This is a genomic window from Noviherbaspirillum humi (assembly GCF_900188095.1).
GTDB classification, from domain to species: Bacteria; Pseudomonadota; Gammaproteobacteria; order Burkholderiales; family Burkholderiaceae_D; genus Noviherbaspirillum; species Noviherbaspirillum humi.
The window spans coordinates 19866-38597 of the sequence record NZ_FZOT01000021.1; the positions used below are offsets into that span (position 1 = coordinate 19866).

Sequence of the window (18732 nt, forward strand, 5' to 3'; positions counted from 1 at the left end):
GGACCGATAAGCTTTTTTGATGCCTTAATGGCCACGATTGGATACAAAACCCAAATCGCCCGGCGCATAATGACTGCAATTCCATCGTCCGCGACAAGCGCCGGAGATGAATTGCGGGGGTGCCGACCGCATCCGTTCGATAAAGACAGAGGAGAGAGACAATGGCGTTCAAGTTCATGAAGGCGGCCGTGCCCGTGGCCGGAATGATGTTTGCGGCGGCAATGGGTGCCGCCCAGGCAGACGAGATCCGCGTAGGCGTGATCGCCTCGTTCAGCGGCCCGTACAGCACCTGGGGCAAGCATATCCAGGAAGCCACCGATGCCTATGTCGCCCAGCAGAACGGCAAGGTCGGCAACCACACCGTGAAGGTCATTTACAAGGACGTCGGCGGCAACAACCCGGCACGCGCGCGCCAGCTGGCTGAAGAGCTGGTGGTACGTGACAAGGTGCAATACATCGCCGGCCTCGAATTCACGCCGACGTCGCTCGCCGTGGCCGACGTCGCGACGCAGGCCAAGGTGCCCATCGTGATCAATAACGCCGGCACTTCCGGCATCCTGGCCAAGTCGCCCTACCTGCTGCGTTCCGGCTATACCCAGTGGATGGTGGCCACGCCGCTGGCGAAGTGGACGGCGGAGCAGGGCGGCAAGAAGGTGTTCCTGGCGGCGGCGGACTACGCGCCCGGCCACGACGCCATCGCCTCCTACAAGAAGTCCTTTACCGATGCGGGCGGCACCATCGTCGGCGAGCTGAAGATTCCGCTCAACACCACCGACTTCTCCACCTACATGCAGAAGATCAAGGAAGCCAACCCGGAGTATCTGTACATGTTCATGCCGGTCGGCCCATCTTCGGTCGCCTTCATCAAGGCCTACGTCGAGCGCGGCCTGGACAAGGCAGGCATCAAGCTGCAAGCCACCGCCGAGACCGAGGAAAGCGAACTGCCCGGCTATGGCGACGCCGCCGCCGGCATCATCACCGCGCTGCATTACTCGCCGGCCAGCACCACGCCCGCCAACCAGCAGTTCGTCAACGCGCTGAAGCAGAAGTACGGCCAGGACCGCATCCCCAACGTGGCCTCGATTTCCGCCTGGGATGGCATGAGCATGATCTTCCAGATGATCAAGGCGACCGACGGCAAGCAGGATGGCGACAAGGCGATGGCAGCGATCAAGGGCTTCTCCTGGGAAAGCCCGCGCGGCCCGGTCACCGTCGATCCGCAGACCCGCGACCTGATCCAGAACATCTACATCCGCAAGGTGGAGAAGGTGAACGGCGCCTACGTCAACAAGCCGTTCAAGACCTACAACGCGATCAAGGACCCGGGCACCAAGGTGGAGTAACACCGGGCGCGTGCCCATGCCGGATGCAAGCGCCGGCATGGACGCCGCCTGACGCGTGGCCGGGGCACATCGGGTCACGCGAACAGCAACCGGCCGCCGCCGCCCGAACACCGGCCCGGCGCCACGCATTATCGAAGAGGAAGACATGGCAAGAATCATCGGGGGCATCGGCACCTCCCACGTGCCGACCATCGGCCTGGCCTACGACAAGAAGCGGCAGAACGATCCCGCGTGGGCGCCGCTGTTCGAAGGCTACAAGCCGGTGGCGAAGTGGCTGGAAGAGAAGAAGCCGGACGTGCTGCTGTTCTTCTACAACGACCATGCCAACAGCTTCTTCTTCGATTGCTATCCGACATTCTCCATCGGCGTGTCGCCCGAGTTCGAGATGGCCGACGAAGGCGCCGGCCGCCGTCCGCTGCCGGGCGTCAAGGGCCATGCGAAACTCGCGGCCCACGTCACCGATTGCCTCGTCAACGACGAATTCGACATGGCGGTGTTCCAGGACCGCGACCTCGACCACGGCTGCAATTCACCGCTCGGGCTGATGTGGCCGCACGAACCCACCTGGCCCGGCGCCATCCTGCCGATCGCCATCAACGTGCTGCAGCATCCGCTGCCCACGGCCCGGCGCTGCTTCAAGCTCGGCCAGGCGGTGCGGCGCGCGGTCGAATCCTATCCGGAAGATTTGACGGTGGTGATCGTCGGCACCGGCGGCCTGTCGCACCAGATCCATGGCGAGCGCACCGGCTTCAACGACACCGACTGGGATGAGGAATTCCTGCGCCTGTTCGTCGAAAAGCCGGAAGCCCTGATGAACATGACGCATGCCGAGCTGATCAGGCGCGGCGGCGCCGAGAGCGCCGAGGTCATCATGTGGATGGCGATGCGCGGCGCGCTCACCAACAAGATCAATTGCGTGCACCAGAACCATTACCTTGCCACCACCACCAACATGGCGGTGGCGATCTATGAGCAGGACGAGGCAAGCGGTCCGCCGCCGGCGCCGGTGAAAACGATTTCCAACAGCGAGCTGGCCGGCGTGGAGGAGATCGAAGGCACCTATGCCTTCGACGTGCCGCACAGCGTCAAGGCGCTCAACCTGAACCGTTTCTTCTGGCGCCACCGGGAGCCGGCCTTCCGCGAACTGGTCATGCGCGACCTCGAAGCCGCCTTCGATGAGCTGAAGCTCACCGAGGAAGAACGGCAGCTGGTGCGCAATAAGGACTGGCTCGGCCTGGTGAAATACGGCGTCAGCTTTTTCGTGCTGGAGAAGTTTGCCCGGGTGCAGCGCATGTCCAACCTGGAGGTGTACGCCAGGATGCGCGGCGAGACCCTGGAGGAATTCCTCAAGACCCGCAGAGTGCCGGAATCGGCCTGAGTCTTGCCTCCGCTTCCCGGCGCGGTGCGCCGGGAACATTGCACCGAGCAACAAACGCATAACGATCAGGAGACATCCATGCCATCGACCCGCGCGCGGTCCGGCCGCCTCTCGCGCCGCGCACTTCCCACCCTGCCTTCCGCGAAGCGAGCCCGCCATGATCGCTAGCATGTTCGCCTCCCTGCTGACGGTGCTGTTCGACGGCGTCGCCTTCGGCATGATCCTGTTCCTGATCTCGGTCGGCCTGTCCATCACCATGGGCGTGATGCGGGTAGTCAACCTCGCGCATTGCGGCTTCGCGATGATCGGCGGCTATCTCACCTATGCGCTGATCGCCGTCGCCGGACTGCCCTTCGCCGCCGCCGTGCCGCTGGCGGTGCTCGGCACCATGGCCATCGGCGCGGTGCTGGAGCGCACCGTGTACTCCTGGGTGTATGCCCAGAGCGAGCTGGGCCAGGTGCTGATGACCATCGGCCTGACCTTCGTGATGATCGCCAGCGCCAACGCCTTCTTCGGCTCCTCCATCCAGAACATTCCTGTTCCCGGTGCGCTGCGCGGCACCACGCAGATCGGTTCCTTCGGCCTGCCGGTGTACCGGCTGTTCCTGATCGTCGTCAGCGCCGCCTGCGGCGTGGCGATCTGGCTGGCGCTGGAGAAGACCGAAGCCGGCGCCAAGCTGCGCGCCGCGGTGGACAACGCCAGGATGGCCGGCTGCATTGGCATCAACGTCAAGGCCATGTTCGCCGTTACCTTCGCCATCGGCTGCGGTTTCGCCGGCCTCGGCGGCGCGCTCGGCTCCGACATCTTCCCGCTGGAGCCGTTCTATGCGCTGCACTACCTGGTGCTGGTGCTGATCGTGGTGTCGGTGGGCGGCCTCGGCAGCATCAAGGGCACCCTGCTCGCCTCGCTGCTGCTCGGCATGGTCGACACCCTCGGCCGCTACTACCTGCCGTCCGGCGGCGGCATCGTCATCTATCTCGCCACGCTTATGCTCTTGCTCATCCGTCCGCATGGACTCTTCGGGAGGCCGGCATGAAACTCGATATCAAAAACGTCCTGCCCGCAGGCTCGCTGCCGCACTACCGGCTCGGCATCATGGACGTGCTGCCCTGGGTGGTGGCGATGGCGGTGTTCTTCACCTTCGACACCTATCTTTCCCTCGGCGCCCAGATCCTGATCATGGTGATCTTCGGCCTCTCGCTCGACCTGGCGCTGGGCTTCGCCGGCATCAATACCCTCGGCCATGCCGCCTTCTTCGGCGTCGGCGCCTATGCCGCCGGCTGGTATGCGCTCAACGTGTCGCCGGAGCCCTTCACCGGCCTGGTGGTGGCGTCGGCGGCTGCGGCGGTGGTCGGCCTGCTGTCCGGCTGGCTGCTGCTGCGCACGCATGGCCTGGCGCTGCTGATGCTGACCATGGTGGTCACCGTGCTGCTGCATGAAGTCGCCAATGCCTGGACCAGCGTTACCGGCGGCGCCGACGGCCTGTCCGGCATGAGCCCGGCGCCGCTGTTCGGCGTGTTCCAGTTCGACCTGTTCGGCAAGACAGCTTATCTCTACGCGCTGGGCATGGTGTTCCTCACCTTCCTCATCGTGCGGGTGGTGGCCAACTCGCCCTTCGGCCTGTCGATCCGCGGCATCCGCGAGAACGCCAAGCGCATGCACCTGGTGGGCGCTTCGGTGCACCTGCGGCTGGTGGCCGCCTATACCCTGTCGGCCGCGCTGGCCGGCATCGCGGGCGGCCTGAGCGCCCAGATCACCAAGACGGTGAGCCTGGACCGCCTCACCTTCCAGCTTTCCGGCGACATCCTGATCATGCTGATCATCGGCGGCGTCGGCCGGCTGTACGGCGCCTTCATCGGCATCCCTCTCTACATGCTGATGCTGGACAGGGCGGCGGCGATCAATCCCTTCCACTGGATGTTCTTCGTCGGCCTGGCGCTGATCCTGCTGGTGCGCTTCGCGCCCGGCGGCCTGATGTCGCTCGGCGACAAGCCCTGGATGCGGGTGTTCGGCAAGCGCGAAGGAGCCGGCCAATGACCTACGCTCTCGAAACCCGCGGCCTGTGCAAGCGCTTCGGCGCCATCCAGGTCACCAGGAACGTGGACCTGAAGGTGGAGCAGGGCGCGCGCCATGCGCTGATCGGTCCCAACGGCGCCGGCAAGACCACTTTCGTCAACCTGTGCACCGGCATGCTCAAGCCGAGCGAAGGCGCGATTCTGCTCAACGGCAAGGAAATCACCGGCGTGTCGCCCCAGCGCCGGGTCGGCAACGGACTGGTGCGCACGTTCCAGATCAATACGCTGTTCAATGCCCTCACGGTGGCGGAGAACCTCGCCATTCCGACGGCGCAGCGCCTCGGCAAGAGCTGGCTGCCCTGGGGCAAGACCAGCCACAGCGCCGAGGTGGTGACGGAGGTGGCGAAGCTGCTCGATGAGCTGCATCTGCTGCCGCTGGCGGACAAGAAGATTTCCGATCTCGCCTACGGCCAGCGCCGCCTGGTGGAGATTGCCATCGCCCTGGCGCTGAAGCCGCAGGTGCTGCTGCTGGATGAGCCGGCGGCCGGCATCCCGAACGGCGAGAGCGGCATGATCCTCGATCTGCTGGAACGGCTGCCGCAGGACATCTCCATCGTCTTCATCGAGCATGACATGAACCTGGTGTTCCGCTTCGCGAAGAAGATCACGGTGCTGGTGGAAGGAGCGGTGCTCACCGAAGGCACGCCGGCGGAGATCCGCGGCGACCAGCGGGTAAGGGATGTCTATCTGGGACGACGCCATCATGGATAAATTGCTGACCATCGACGGCCTGCGCGCCGGCTACAAGGATGCGGTGGTGATCGACGGCCTGTCGCTCGCCATCGACAGGGGCGAATGCATGGCCCTGCTGGGCCGCAACGGCGTGGGCAAGACCACGCTGCTCGCCACCCTCATGGGCCTGACCAATGTCTTCGAAGGATCGATCCGCCTCGGCGGCACCGACCTGCGGCCCTTGAGCGCTTACCAGCGCAACCAGGCCGGCCTCGGCTTCGTGCCGCAGGAGCGCGAGATCTTTCCGTCGCTGACGGTGGAGCAGAACTTGCGCGTGGCGCAGCGCCCGGGACCGTGGAACGTGCAGGAAGTCTTCAATCTTTTCCCGCGCCTGCAGGAACGGCGCGGCAATTTCGGCAACCAGCTCTCCGGCGGCGAGCAGCAGATGCTGGCCATGGGCCGGGCGCTGGTCGGCAATCCCAGCCTGCTGCTGCTGGACGAGCCGCTGGAAGGCCTGTCGCCTATCATCATGGATGTGCTGCTGGATTCCATCAAGGCGCTCAAGGCCTCCGGCCTCACCCTGATCCTGGTGGAGCAGCATGCGCACCTGGCGCTGGAGGTCACCGACAACGTGGTGGTGCTGGACCGCGGCCGCATCGTGCACCAGGGCAGCAGCGAGGCTTTCCTGGCGGACGAGGCGCGCATGAGTTCGCTGCTCGGCCTGGCGCAGAGCGACCTCTCGGCCACCGCCTAGGTTCCTCCGACATCATGGCGACGCAACAGGAACAGTCCGTCATCCGGCTGCGCGAAATGATACTCAACGGCGGATTGCCGGCCGGCTGCCGCGTCACCGAGACCGCCGTCGCCGACCAGCTGCAGCTGTCGCGCACGCCGGTGCGCTATGCGCTCACGGTGCTGGAGCAGGAAGGCTTGCTCACCCGGCTGGACAACAAGCGCGGCTACGTGGTCAGCCGCTTCAGCGCCGACGACGTGCGCGGCGCGATCGAAGTGCGCGGCGTGCTGGAAGGCCTGGCGGCGCGCATGCTGGCGGAACAGGGCGCCGGCGATGCGCTGCGCCAGGACCTGCGCAGCTGCCTCGAAGAAGGCGACGCCATCTTCGCCAAGGGCTGGCTGGAGGAGGGCGACCTGGAACGCTATGCGGCGATGAATGCCGGCTTCCACCGGCTGATCGTCGAAGCTTCCCGCAATCATCCGCTCGGCCACATCCTCGCCATCAACGGCAGCATCCCCTTCGCCCACGCCGGTTCCTTCGCCTTCCGGCGCGCCGATCTCGGCCACCAGTACCGCATCCTCAACTACGCCCACATGCAGCACCATGCGATCGTCGGCGCCATCCTCGACGGCGAGGCGGGACGGGCGGAAGCCCTGATGCGCGAGCATGCCAACGTGTCGCGCGACAGCCTGGAGTTGAGCGGCGCCGACGCCCTGCAGCCGGAGGGGTCCCCGTGAGCCAGCAGGAAGCCATCGTCCACCGGCTGCGCGAGCTGATCCTCAACGGCACGCTCGGGCCGGGGCAGCGCCTGATCGAGACCAGCCTGGCGCAGGCGCTGGGCGTGTCGCGCACGCCGGTGCGGCGGGCGATCCAGATCCTGGAAAACGAGGGCCTGGCGATCAGCCACGGCGCGCGCGGCTACGCGGTGCGCGAATTCTCCTACCGCGACATGCTGCATGCCATCGAGGTGCGCGGCGCGCTGGAGGGACTGGCGGCGCGCACGGTGGCTGCCCGGGGCATGGATGCCGCCACCCGGCAATGCCTGGAAGCGTCGCTGGAAGCGGGGCGGGCATTGCTGGCCAAGGGCTACCTCACGCAAAGCGACCGGCAGGCGTTTGCCGAGCTGAATACCGGCTTTCACGATGCGCTCGTCGGCGCGGCCGGGATCAAGGCGGTCAGCAATGCGCTCGCCATCAATGACCATTTGCCCTTCGCCTCGGCCGGCGCCATCGCCATCGACATCGACGGCGCCGATACCAGGCAGCGGCAATTCGACCTGCTCAGCCAGGCCCAGTCGCAGCATCTCAACCTGTACCAGGCGCTGGTCGCCGGACAGGCGGCGCGGGCGGAAGCGCTGATGCGCGAGCATGCCTATCTGGCGGTGGAAAACGTCAGGCTGGTGATGGGGTCCGGCGAGGCGGCGATGCTTGAACCGCTTGCAAACGCCAATGGGCGGGGCGGCAGCCTGAGGGAAGCGCTCGATGGCGGCGTGGCCGCCTAAGCGCGGCGCAGCGGACCGATGGCGGGGCGGCCAGCGTGTCTTTCGCGTACCGCCGAACCGGCGCCACGCAATCGGAATGGCTTACTTGTGCTTCTTCGGCCGGCCCGCCTTCAGCGCCGGCAGCGTGGCGTGGATTTCCTTGAGCTTGTCGATGTCCATCTGGCGGATCAGCGCCACGCCGACGCGCAGCAGTTCGCTCTTCTTCACCTCGTAGCCGGCGGCGAGGCAAGCCTTCTTGACGTCGCCGAGCACCCGGTATTCGTCTTCCGGCATGGTGAAGCTGTCGCGCACCAGCTTGACCTTGGGCGGCTTGGATTTTTCTGCCACTTGCTCGTGCTCTTGGGTTGCATCGGCTTGCTGCTCCTGCGCCTCGGCAGCGGGTGCGGCTGGCGCGTCTGGTTCGGCTGGTTCGGCGGGCACCACCACCGGCGCGGCCACCGGTTCCGGCATTTCCGCAGCCAGCGCCACGGCGGTCAGCTCGGCAACGGGTTTCTTCTTGGCCGCTTTCACTTTGTCGGTCTTGGAGGAAGTCTTGGACATGGTTTTCCCTTTAATCAATATAAATAGTATAAATGATTATTGGGATGGCAACACTGCTCAGCCTCAAGTCAGCCTAACCGTCAGGGAAACGCCGACCTCGTCCCAGGCATCCCTTTCCTTCTGCAGCCAGAACGACAGCGTCGGATGGCGGTCCAGCCATTGCCGCTCGATATCGATCTCGATCCGGCTCTTCATCCTCACCTTCATGTCGCCGGCGTCCGACTCGATGTTCGAATGCAGGAACATGGTCGCCAGCCGCAGCGCCAGCAATGCCTTGGCCAAATCCGGTTCGGCCAGCAACCCCCGCACCTTGCGCAGGTTGCCCTTCTGCCCGAGGATGAGCTGGGCCATGGTTTCCTGCTCGCGGTTGGTGAAGCCGGGCAGGTCGGCGTGCTCGACGATGTAGGCCGAATGCTTGTGAAAGCCGGTATGGGAAATCACCATGCCGGCCTCGTGCAGCAGTCCGCCCCAGTACAGGTAGCGCACGTAGGTGCCGCTGTCGGGCTTGAGCTGGTTGTAGAGCATGGCGGCGATGCCGGCGACGCGGGCGGCGCGGCCTTCGTCGACATGGAAGCAGTGCATGAATTCGCGCACCGACCGCTCGCGCCGGTCGCGCTTGGTGCCGCGCAGCTGCAGGTCCCACAGCACGCCCATGCGCAGCCCGGCATTGACGGCCTTCATGCCGGTGACGCCGATCTGCTGCATGATGCCGATCAGCACCGACAGGCCGCCAACCATGACGATGACCCGCTCCGGCTTGATGCCGGGCAGGGTGAAGGCATCCACGTGCCCGGCCTCGATCAGCTTGTCGCGCAGCGCCAGCAGGCTGGGCAGCGACATGGTGCCGTCGCCGAGCCCGTTCTTCTGGATGACGTCGCTGATCGCCCGTATCGTTCCGGAGGAGCCGTAGGCATTGCGCCAGAGCTGGGGATGGTACATCGGCGCCGCATCCTCGAAGGTGGAGCGGGCGGAGAGCACCGCCGCATCGAAGGACCGGGCGTCGATGGCGCCGCGCGGGAAGAACATCGCGCCCTGGCGGAAGGTGCCGATGCTGAAGGATTCGACATGGCGGATGTCGCTGCCCTCGCCGAGAATGAGTTCGGTGGAGCCGCCGCCGATGTCGATCACCAGCCGCTTCTCGTCTGCCTGGGCCAGCGCGCCGGCCACGCCCATGTAGATCAGGCGGCCTTCCTCTTCGCCGGAAATCACCTCGATCGGATAGCCGATGGCCTGCTCCGCCTTCGGCAGGAATTCGCGCGCATTGGCGGCCACGCGCAGGGTGTTGGTGGCGACCACCCGCACCGCGTCCAGCGGATAGCCGTCGAGCAGCTTGCGGAAGTCGCGCAGCGATTGCAGCGCGGTCTGCATGGCGCTGTCGGTGAGATATCCCTTGTCATCCAGGCCGGCGGCGAGGCGGATCGGATCGCGCGCCGTCTTCACGATGCGGATGGCATCGCCGTCGCGCTCGCCGATGTGGAGGCGGAAGCTGTTGGAACCGAGGTCGACTGCAGCAAACATCGTTCATCCTTTGAGGGGCGCAGCGCCGGCCCGGAAAGAACGGGTCGGCTGCGCCATGGCTGTTGGGGAGTTATTTCAACCGCAGCCGGACCTGCTCCGGCTACGGGCCATTGTCAGACTGTTCAAGCGCAGGCTTGTTCGGGGCGGCTTCCCGCTGGAAATTGTAGTCTCGTCGGAAAAAGGATAGGCGCCGATGGCCGAGCCGGGCAGGCCTTGCCCGCGGCGTCGCCGCATCGGCCGGGCGGCGCTCACGCCGGCTTGTCGAGATTGAGCGAGCCGAGCTTTTCCGCCAGGATGCGCTGCGCCCGCACCTGCAGCTGCTTGTCGCGCGGCTTGCGGCGCCGGTAGCTGCCGTCGGCGCCTAGCTCCCAGGCGTCGGTATTGTCCTTCAGGTAAATGTTCAGTCCCTCGACGATGACCCGCTTCTTCAGCACCCGGTCCAGCACCGGAAAGGCCACTTCGATGCGGCGGAACAGGTTGCGGTTCATCCAGTCGGCGCTGGCGAGGTAGACGTCGTGCTGCTCGCCGTTGCGGAAGTAGAAGATGCGGGTATGTTCCAGGAAGCGGCCGACGATGGAGCGCACCCGGATGTTTTCCGACAGGCCCGGCACGCCGGGGCGCAGCGCGCAGGCGCCGCGCACGATCAGATCGATTTTCACGCCGGCGCCGGAGGCTTCATACAGCGCCCGGATCACCGATTCATCCAGCAGCGCGTTCATCTTGGCGATGATGCGGCCGCGCTTGCCGGCCTTGGCCATGGCCGCTTCATGATGAATCGCGCCGATCAGGTTCTTGTGCAGGCTGAACGGCGCCAGCCACAGGTAATCCATCTTGCGCGGCTTGTTCAGGCTGGTGAGGTGGTTGAACACTTCATGCACTTCGGCGGTGAGGCCCGGATGGGCGGTGAGCATGCCGAAGTCGGTGTAGAACTTGGTGGTGGTGGGATGGTAGTTGCCGGTGCCGAGATGGGCGTAGTAGCGCAGCTCGCCGTTCTCGCGCCGCAGAACCAGCGCCAGCTTGGCGTGGGTCTTCAGGCCGACCACGCCGTACACCACCTGTGCGCCGGCGCGCTCCAGCCGCTCGGCCCAGTTGATGTTGGCTTCTTCGTCGAAGCGCGCCATCAGCTCCACCACCACCGTCACTTCCTTGCCCTGCTGGGCCGCCATCACCAGCGCATCCATCAGGTCGGAGTTCATGCCGGTGCGGTAGATGGTCTGCTTGATGGCCAGCACGTTCGGGTCGCGCGCCGCCCCGCGGATGAACTCCACCACCGGCTGGAAGGATTCGAAGGGATGGTGCAGCAGCAGGTCGTTCTTGCGCAGCAGGGCGAAGATGTCGCCGTCGGTGAAGCGGCGCGGCAGGCCCGGCAGGAAGGCGGGGAAGTGCAGCTCCGGATCCTTGACGTTGTTGACCACCTCCAGCAGCCGCACCATGTTCACCGGCCCGTCGACGGCGAACAGGTGGCGCCGCTCCACCGAATACTGGTTGAGCAGGAATTCCACCAGGTGCGGCGGGCAGTTCTTCGACACTTCCAGCCGCACCGCGAAGCCGAAGGGGCGGCTCATCAATTCCGTCACCAGCGCCTGGCGCAGGTTCTTCACCTCTTCCTCGTCCACCCACAGGTCGCTGTTGCGGGTAACGCGGAACTGGGAATAGGCCACCACCTCGCGCTCGTTGAACAGATCGGCGATATGGCTGTGGATGACGGAGGAGAGCAGGCAGAACGCGATGCCGCCGTCGGCCAGCTCGTCGGGCAGGCGGATGACGCGGGGCAGCACGCGCGGCGCCTTGACGATGGCAATCGCGTTGTCGCGGCCGAAGGCATCGCGGCCGGAAAGCTCGACGATGAAGTTCAGGCTCTTGTTCATCACCTGCGGCAGCGGGTGGGCCGGATCGAGGCCGATCGGCGTGAGCAGCGGCCGCACCTCCGTCTCGAAATAATGCTTGACCCAGGCGCGCTGCGCCTCGTTGCGCTCCTTGCCGTTGAGCAGGCGGATCCTGCGCTTGCCGAGCTGCGGCAGGATTTCGTCGTTGAGCACCGCATACTGGCGCGCCACCAGCCGGTGGCACTCGACGCTGGCCTGCTCCAGTGCCGCATCCAGCGCGGCCGGCAGGCGGTTCGGCGTTTCCAGCCGGTTCGGCGCCATCAGGCTGGCCACCCGCACTTCGAAGAATTCATCGAGGTTGCTGCTGACGATGCAGAGGAAGCGCAATCGCTCCAGCAGCGGCATGTCCGGATCTTCCGCCTGCGCCAGCACGCGCCGGTTGAACGCCAGCTGCGACAATTCCCGGTTCAGCATGTCGGCGGCGTCGGTCGGAATCGTTTTGAGGGCGTCCTGGAAGTGTTTGGCGTTCATGTCTTGTTGCTTTTCTGGATCGAAGCCGGATGGTACTGCCTGATTGTGACAGGAATGTTACGGGCTCGCGGGCGATCCGGCGGGGCGAAGCCTTTAGCGCGAACAGGCATAAATGACTATATCGTTTATACTATTTATCCATTCCTTTCGGCTCCCATATATTGATGGAAATAGAATTAAAGCTATTGATCAATCCAGCCGATGTCGAGAAATTCCGCGAACTGGCGTTGCTTCGCCAATACGCGCCGCATGAGCCCGTGCGCGAAGCGCTCGAAACCACCTATTACGACACCCCCGACCTGGACCTGTGGCGGACCCTGGCGGCATTGCGCCTGCGCCGGACCGGCGACGGCTGGCTGCAGACCTTCAAGGCCGGCGGCCAGGTCGAAGCCGGACTGCATCAGCGCCATGAATGGGAAATGCCGGTGGCTGGCAACCGCTTCGATCTGGAGGCGCTGCGCGACAGGGTCGGCCGCCAGAGCGGCTGGGGCCGCATGCTGGGCGATCCCGAACTGGCCGCCTCGCTGAAGCCGCTGTTCACCACCCGTATCGACCGCACCGCCTGGCAGCTGCGCCTGGAGGACGGCGCCGAAGTCGAGCTGGCGCTGGACCAGGGCGCGATCGAGCATGAGAAGGGCGCGCTGGCGGTCTGCGAGATCGAGATGGAGCTGAAGTCAGGCAATCCCGCATCGCTGTTCCGCCTGGCGCTGCAGCTGCTCGACGCCGTGCCGCTGCAGATAGAAAATCTGAGCAAGGCGCACCGCGGCTACGCCCTGAGCGGCGGCTGGCATGCGCAGCCGGTGAAGGCCGCCAAATTCGCGCTGGAGCGCCGCCAGGATGCGCGCCAGGCGCTGAAGGCCATCGCCGCCAGCTGCCTGCGCCAGATCGAGAGCAATGTCGAACTCGTGCTGCAGACCCGGCATCCGGAAGCGGTGCACCAGGCCCGCGTCGGCATGCGCCGCCTGCGGTCCGGCCTGAAGCTGTTCCGGGATGCGGTTGAGGTTCCCGCCGGGCTCGACCAGGAATTGCGCTGGATCGCGGGCCAGCTGGGCGCCGCCCGCGACTGGGAAGTCTTCGCCCACGAGACGCTGCCTGCGGCAGGCGCAAGCCAGGGCGACGCCTTCGATTGCGCCCGCCTGCAGCGCGCGGCGCTTGCGCAGCGCGACACTTGTCTGAAGGACATGCAGGAAGCGCTCAAGTCGCCGCGCTATGCGCGCCTCATGCTAAGCCTCGCCGCCTGGCTGCTGGAACTCGATAACGCCGCCTCGGAAGACGCCACCGCGCCGCTGCGCAAGCTGGCCGACCGCCTCCTGGCGCGCAGCTGGAAGCGGATGGGCAGGCGCGGCAAGCGGCTGGAGGAAGCGTCGCCGCAAGCGCGGCATGCCTTCCGCATCGCCGCCAAGCGCCTGCGCTATGCGTCGGAATTCTTCGCCTCGCTGTATCCGGAACGGCGGGTGCGGGCGCATCTCAGGCGCCTGTCCGCCCTGCAGGACGAGTTGGGCCGGTTGAACGATGCGGCAGTGGCCGCCGGCCTGCTGCCGAAGTTGCAGGCCGCAGATCCCGCCCTCGCAGCCGATGCCGGCTTCGTGCGCGGCTTCCTCGCCGCGCTGGTCGACGCCGATGCCCGCCGGGTGGCGAAACGGTGGCGCAAGGCGAAGCAGGCGAAGCCGTTCTTCGAGCGGAGTTAGGTGGAAACGGGAAGCCGCGCACCCGGCGCGGCAGTGCATGCAGACAGGGCGATCAGGGAGGCGAAAATGGATCTCATCTTGTGGCGGCATGCCCATGCCGCGCCGGGCATGCCCGACAGCGAGCGGCCCTTGACCAAGAAGGGCCGCCAGCAGGCGGAAAAGATGGCGGCATGGATCAAGCCCCTGCTGCCGAAGGAGGTGCGCATCCTCGCCAGTCCGTTCCGCCGGGCCCAGGAAACGGTGCAGGCGCTCGGCATGGCCTTCGAGACGGTGGACAGCCTGGCCCAGGGACGCAGCCCGCAGTCCATCCTGACGTCGGTGAACTGGCCGGCCGGCGCCGGCACCGTCATGGTGGTGGGCCATAACCCGGCGCTCGGGCAGATCGCCGCGCTGCTGCTGGCTAACACCGAGGAAGAGTGGCCGATGAAGAAGGGCGGCATCTGGTGGTTCACCCATGACGAGGAAACGCAGCAGGCAGTGCTGGTCGCCGCCATGTCGCCGGGCCTGCTCTGAAGGTTCGGCAGCCGCGGCGTTGCTGGAACAGGCGGGGATTGCCGGCCGACTGCGCAAATCTGCGAGTCGTTCTTCCGTTAAAAAGCAGCGCTTCGTGTTGCTCATCACCCCTGTCATATAGACGACCCGGGTTATTCCAATTCGCAGGGAAGCGCGTCTTGTAATTCCTCGGATGATCTGTATCATCCAAAGCATTTTCCTGGACGCAACCATGACACGGTCCGACCGCGCAACCGCCGAACGCCATCGCGACGACATCGAAGCCGCCGCTATCGCCGCCATCGCCGCCTTTCGGGCGAAAGGCATCGCCGCGGTGACGGTAGCCGACGTCATGCAGGCCGCCGGCCCGACCCATGGCGTCTTCCGCCGGCATTTTCCCTGCAAGGGCAATCTCGCTGCCGCAGACTGCAGCCGGGCCTGGCAGGAGAACCCAGCCATGCGTGCAACCTGGACGGAAACCGAGCGCGGCGGTGCCGGAACCTTCAATGCCTTTTTTCAGCGCTCCCGTCCCGTCTCCATCGGGACCGCCTCGGACGCGGCCGCCCGATCCCGGCGCAGTCCGCACCGCAGTCGAGCAGGGCGGCGAAAGAGTAGGCGGCTCGGCATGGACGCGGAAATGACCCTCGGCATGGACGGCCCGGCCGCCTTCTGCTTCAGGCTGAGGGATGCAACGACGTACGCCGGCGAGCCGCCGATGGAGACCGCCGATGAATAGCCTGTTGCATCATCTCGACCGGATGACGCGCCGCCGAGAGCGGGGCCTGCTCGTTGCCGCATTGCTGGACGCACTCCGCGACTTGACCGACGCCGAGCAAGCCGATCTGTTCGACGTGATCGGAACGGGAGACCGCCTGCACCTGCAACGCCATGAATCCGCAAATCTCGGTACGGCCCGCCGCGCCGATGCCGATGTGCTGCCGGCGAACCGGATCAGCGTGCTGATTGCGTCGAACGAGCCGGCGCCTCTTCTTGCCGTCGGACCGGCAGGCGTGCACCAGCTGTGGCAATGCCTGCGCGCGGAGCAGGGTGGCGGGACGGTCGTGCGCCTCAACCGCGCGCGTCCCTTTTCAGCCGACGACCTCGAACTCGTCGGCGGCGTGCTGCAAATCTTCCGCAATCACCTCGCGCAGATCGAGTATGGCGAGACGGATTCCCTGACCGGACTGCTCAACCGGAAAACCTTCGATTCCCGCTTCGACCAGCTGGTTTCCGAATGCCTGCCGCAGGATGCGTCGGGCGCGCCGGAAGGCAGCGAACGACGGGAAGCCGGCCCGGTACAATCCAACTGGCTCGCGGTGGTCGACATCGATCATTTCAAGCGCATCAACGATACCTACGGCCACCTGTATGGTGACGAGGTCCTGATTCTTCTCGCGAACATCCTGAAACGGTCTTTCCGGGCGAAGGACCGCATCTTCCGCTTCGGCGGCGAAGAGTTCGTCATCCTGCTGCGGTCGACCGTGCCGCGGCATGCCAGGATCGCGTTCGAGCGCTTCCGCCTTGCCGTCGCCGCCCAGGATTTCCCGCAGGTGGGCAAGGTCACGGTGAGCGTCGGCTACGCCGAGATCAGCACGGCATCCCCCGTCGTCATCCTGGGCGATGCCGACCGGGCGCTGTATTACGCCAAGCAGAACGGGCGCAATCGGGTATGCCGGTATGAGGAACTGGTGAAAGTCGGCAGCCTGCGACCGCAGAAAGTGAGCGGCAGCGTGGAGCTTTTTTGACAAGCCCGTCCTGCGGCGCGCCGGCCGGCGCCGCGGCTGTCATGGTTCCACTACAAAAAGGAGGAGAGATGCAGGACAGAAGTTTTGAAATCACCGCTCCACAATGTGCTGCAAGCCCTCAGCATTTTCATCGACCTTGAATTCCATGTCTGCCATCGCTGCCGAAGCAATCCGGCGCATCGTCCGGCCCGATCCGGACACCGCCGATCAGCAACGCAAGAAACGCCTGGACCGCGTCATCCGGATGGCGCAGCTCCTGTTCGACATGCCGATCGCGCTCGTCGGCGCGGCGGACGATGGAGGGCACCGGATGGCATCCAGCTCGGGGCTCGCCGCCGGTGACGCCTTGCATGCCATCGGATTCTGCGAGGAGGCGCTTGGCCGGAGCCAAGGCATCGTCATCCTGGAACCGCAGTGCGATCCCCGCTTCGCCAACCATCCCCTGGCGACGGGCAGCGTCGGCATCCGCTTTTTTGCCGGCCGGATTTTGCGTGGCGGCCAGGGCGAGGTTCTCGGCACGCTGTCCCTGTTCGACACCCGTTCGCGCCAATTGAGCGAACAGGAACTGGCGGCCCTGGACGACCTTGCCGGGATTGCCGAGGAAGCGCTCGCCGAAGCGCCGCCGGCTTCCGGCGAAGAATTCCGCGCCACCTTCGAGCGGGCCGTCGTCGGCATGGCGCATGTGGCGCCGGACGGTACGTTCCTGCGGGTGAACCAGGCCCTGTGCGACCTGGTGGGCTACAGCGCGGACGAGCTGAAAGCCTTGACCTTCCAGCACATCACCTTTCCCCTCGACCTGGAAAGGGATGTGGCGCTGGTAGATGAAATCCTGGCGGGCGAGCGGCAGACCTACACCCTGGAGAAGCGCTACATCACCAAGGTCGGCAAGGTCGTCTGGGCCAACCTGACGGTGTCGGCGCTGCGGGACGACGCGGGCCGGGTGCGCCATTTCATTTCCGTGGTCGAAAACATCCACGAGAAGAAGGAAGCCGAACTCGCGCTGCAGCGGCTCAACGCGGAACTGGAACAGCGCGTCCGGCAGCGCACCCGCGAGCTGCAGGACAGCAATCACGCGCTGCGGGCGGAGATGGAGCACCGCGTGCGCACCGACATTCGCCTCAAGGCCAGCGAGGAACGCTTCCGCACCCTCGTCGAAAGCGCCGGTGACGCCTTCGTCGCCGTCAATGCCGAGGGAATCATCACCGACTGGAACCGCGCGTCCGAGCGCATTTTCGGCTGGCGCCGGAACGAGGCCGTCGGCCAGCCCCTTGCCGATGCGATCATCTCCCCGGGCTTCCGGGATAGATTCAGGCGCAGCTTCGCCAAAGCCGTGAAGAGCGGCCGCAGCGCCTTCCTCAACCGGCGCATCGAGCTGCCGGTGCGCGCCAAATCCGGCGCCGACGTGTCGGTCGAGACGACGGTCACCGTCTATCAGATCGAGGGCGCGAAGCTGTTCGGCGCCTTCCTGCATGACGGCACCCAGCGCAAGCTGGCGGCGCGCAAGGCAGAAGAAAAGCAGCGCCTTCTCGACGCCGTGCTGGATGCCATCGACATCGGCGTGGTGGCCTGCGATTCCGACGGCGAGGTGACGCTTTTCAATCGCGCCGCGCGCCGCTTCCATGGTTTCGATGCGACTGCCGAAAACCCGGGCGAAGCAGCCCGGCAATGCGTGGTCTACGGCGCCGATGGCCGAACCCCGCTCGATGCCGCCGATTTTCCCCTGGCGCGCGCGCTCAGGGGCGATATCGTTCAGGACCAGGAACTGGTGATCGCGCCGCCGGGCGGGCCGCCGCGCCATCTGCTGGCCAGCGGCCGCTTGATGACCGATGCCCGGGAAGGAAGGCTCGGCGCAGTGATCGCGCTGAAAGACACGGGTGCGATCATGCAGTCGGAACAGCATGCCAGGCTCACGGCTCAGCGCTTGCGCGCCATCACGGAGAACCTCCCGGTAATGATCGCGCATGTCGACCGCCGCGGCCATTTCCTCTACATCAACGAACTGGCGGCGCGCTATTACGGCACCACCAGCGCGAAGCTCATCGGCAGGCATGTCAGCCGCGCGCATCTCGAACGGCAGCAGGAATACGACATGATCCGTCCCTACGTCAAGCGGGTGCTGGCGGGCGAGCGGGTCAGCTTCGAAGGCGAGAGGCAGATCGGGCAGCGCAATGTCCACTACCATGCCACCTATCTGCCGGATCTGGATGCGGACGGCAACCCCAACGGCTTTTTTGCGCTCGGCATGGACATCACCGAGCGCAAGAACAGCGAACTGCGGCAGGCGCAGAACGAGGCGCGGCTGCGCACGATCGCCGACAACCTGCCGGTGTGCATTTCCTATGTCGACCGCAGCCTCGTGTACCGTTTCGCCAACGCCAGCTACGTCAGCTGGGTGGGAATGAGCCCGCGCGACATGGTCGGAAAAACGGTGGCCGACGTGATCGGCGCCGATGCCTTCGAGAAGCGCAAGCCTTACTTTCTCCAATGCCTGGCGGGTGAAGAAATCAGGTTCGAGGTGGAGACGAGGCTGAACGGCGAAACGCGCATCCTGCAGAGCGCCTACATTCCCCATCTGGAGAACGGCGAGGTCGTCGGCATCTACATCCTGTCCACCGACATCACCAGCGCCAGGCAATAGGAACGCCGGCTGCGCGAGCCGACGCGCATCGACTTCCCGACCGGGCTGCCCA

At 65.6% G+C, this 18732-nt stretch carries 16 protein-coding genes; 13 read left to right on the top strand and 3 right to left on the bottom strand.

What is annotated here, in order from left to right:
- Positions 1-161: 161 nt before the first annotated feature.
- From CHB88_RS21225 to CHB88_RS21260, 8 genes are all read left to right on the top strand, one after another.
- Complete coding sequence (locus tag CHB88_RS21225; protein WP_089401353.1) at positions 162-1343, top strand: ABC transporter substrate-binding protein; 1182 nt, start codon at positions 162-164, stop codon at positions 1341-1343.
- 145 nt (positions 1344-1488) lie between these two features.
- Positions 1489-2721, top strand: a complete 1233-nt coding sequence (locus CHB88_RS21230; protein WP_089401354.1) for a gallate dioxygenase — start codon at positions 1489-1491, stop codon at positions 2719-2721.
- A 169-nt stretch (positions 2722-2890) separates the two neighbouring features.
- On the top strand, positions 2891-3757 hold the full coding sequence (locus tag CHB88_RS21235; protein ID WP_217900211.1) for a branched-chain amino acid ABC transporter permease: 867 nt from the start codon (positions 2891-2893) through the stop codon (positions 3755-3757).
- Positions 3754-4758 carry a branched-chain amino acid ABC transporter permease gene (locus tag CHB88_RS21240; RefSeq protein ID WP_089401356.1) on the top strand — a complete coding sequence of 335 codons (1005 nt, stop codon included), beginning with the start codon at positions 3754-3756 and terminating at the stop codon, positions 4756-4758. The genes CHB88_RS21235 and CHB88_RS21240 overlap by 4 nt, the downstream gene beginning before the upstream one ends.
- Positions 4755-5507, top strand: a complete 753-nt coding sequence (locus CHB88_RS21245) for an ABC transporter ATP-binding protein (protein ID WP_089401357.1) — start codon at positions 4755-4757, stop codon at positions 5505-5507. The genes CHB88_RS21240 and CHB88_RS21245 overlap by 4 nt, the downstream gene beginning before the upstream one ends.
- Positions 5500-6222: an ABC transporter ATP-binding protein gene (locus tag CHB88_RS21250; RefSeq protein WP_089401378.1), complete on the top strand. Its 723-nt coding sequence runs from the start codon at positions 5500-5502 to the stop codon at positions 6220-6222. Before CHB88_RS21245 ends, CHB88_RS21250 begins: the two co-directional genes overlap by 8 nt.
- A gap of 14 nt (positions 6223-6236) precedes the next feature.
- Complete coding sequence (locus CHB88_RS21255) at positions 6237-6938, top strand: GntR family transcriptional regulator (protein ID WP_089401358.1); 702 nt, start codon at positions 6237-6239, stop codon at positions 6936-6938.
- Positions 6935-7702, top strand: coding sequence for a GntR family transcriptional regulator (locus CHB88_RS21260; RefSeq protein WP_089401359.1), 768 nt, complete (start codon positions 6935-6937; stop codon positions 7700-7702). The genes CHB88_RS21255 and CHB88_RS21260 overlap by 4 nt, the downstream gene beginning before the upstream one ends.
- 81 nt (positions 7703-7783) lie before the next feature.
- On the opposite strand, the gene CHB88_RS25280 is transcribed toward CHB88_RS21260, so the two are convergent.
- The 3 genes from CHB88_RS25280 to ppk1 form a co-directional block, all read right to left on the bottom strand.
- Positions 7784-8242, bottom strand: coding sequence for a hypothetical protein (locus CHB88_RS25280; protein ID WP_176442589.1), 459 nt, complete (start codon positions 8240-8242; stop codon positions 7784-7786).
- Positions 8243-8305: 63 nt separating this feature from the next.
- Entirely contained in the window at positions 8306-9760 is a 1455-nt protein-coding gene (locus CHB88_RS21270; RefSeq protein WP_089401360.1) for a Ppx/GppA phosphatase family protein, read from the bottom strand.
- Positions 9761-10008: 248 nt separating this feature from the next.
- On the bottom strand, positions 10009-12117 hold the full coding sequence (gene ppk1, locus CHB88_RS21275) for a polyphosphate kinase 1 (protein ID WP_089401361.1): 2109 nt from the start codon (positions 12115-12117) through the stop codon (positions 10009-10011).
- Positions 12118-12281: 164 nt separating this feature from the next.
- Between ppk1 and CHB88_RS21280 the strand changes: the two genes are divergently transcribed.
- The 5 genes from CHB88_RS21280 to CHB88_RS21300 all read left to right on the top strand — a co-directional run bounded on the left by CHB88_RS21280 (position 12282) and on the right by CHB88_RS21300 (position 18680).
- Entirely contained in the window at positions 12282-13805 is a 1524-nt protein-coding gene (locus CHB88_RS21280) for a CYTH and CHAD domain-containing protein (RefSeq protein WP_089401362.1), read from the top strand.
- Positions 13806-13871: 66 nt separating this feature from the next.
- Positions 13872-14318: a SixA phosphatase family protein gene (locus tag CHB88_RS21285; protein WP_089401363.1), complete on the top strand. Its 447-nt coding sequence runs from the start codon at positions 13872-13874 to the stop codon at positions 14316-14318.
- Positions 14319-14529: 211 nt separating this feature from the next.
- A complete protein-coding gene (locus tag CHB88_RS21290) occupies positions 14530-15033 on the top strand; it encodes a TetR family transcriptional regulator (protein WP_176442590.1) in 504 nt (167 codons plus the stop codon).
- Positions 15026-16042: a GGDEF domain-containing protein gene (locus tag CHB88_RS21295; RefSeq protein WP_176442591.1), complete on the top strand. Its 1017-nt coding sequence runs from the start codon at positions 15026-15028 to the stop codon at positions 16040-16042. The genes CHB88_RS21290 and CHB88_RS21295 overlap by 8 nt, the downstream gene beginning before the upstream one ends.
- A gap of 145 nt (positions 16043-16187) precedes the next feature.
- Positions 16188-18680 (top strand): PAS domain S-box protein, encoded by a 2493-nt coding sequence (locus tag CHB88_RS21300; protein WP_176442592.1) that lies wholly within the window; start codon positions 16188-16190, stop codon positions 18678-18680.
- The last annotated feature ends 52 nt before the right edge of the window (positions 18681-18732 follow it).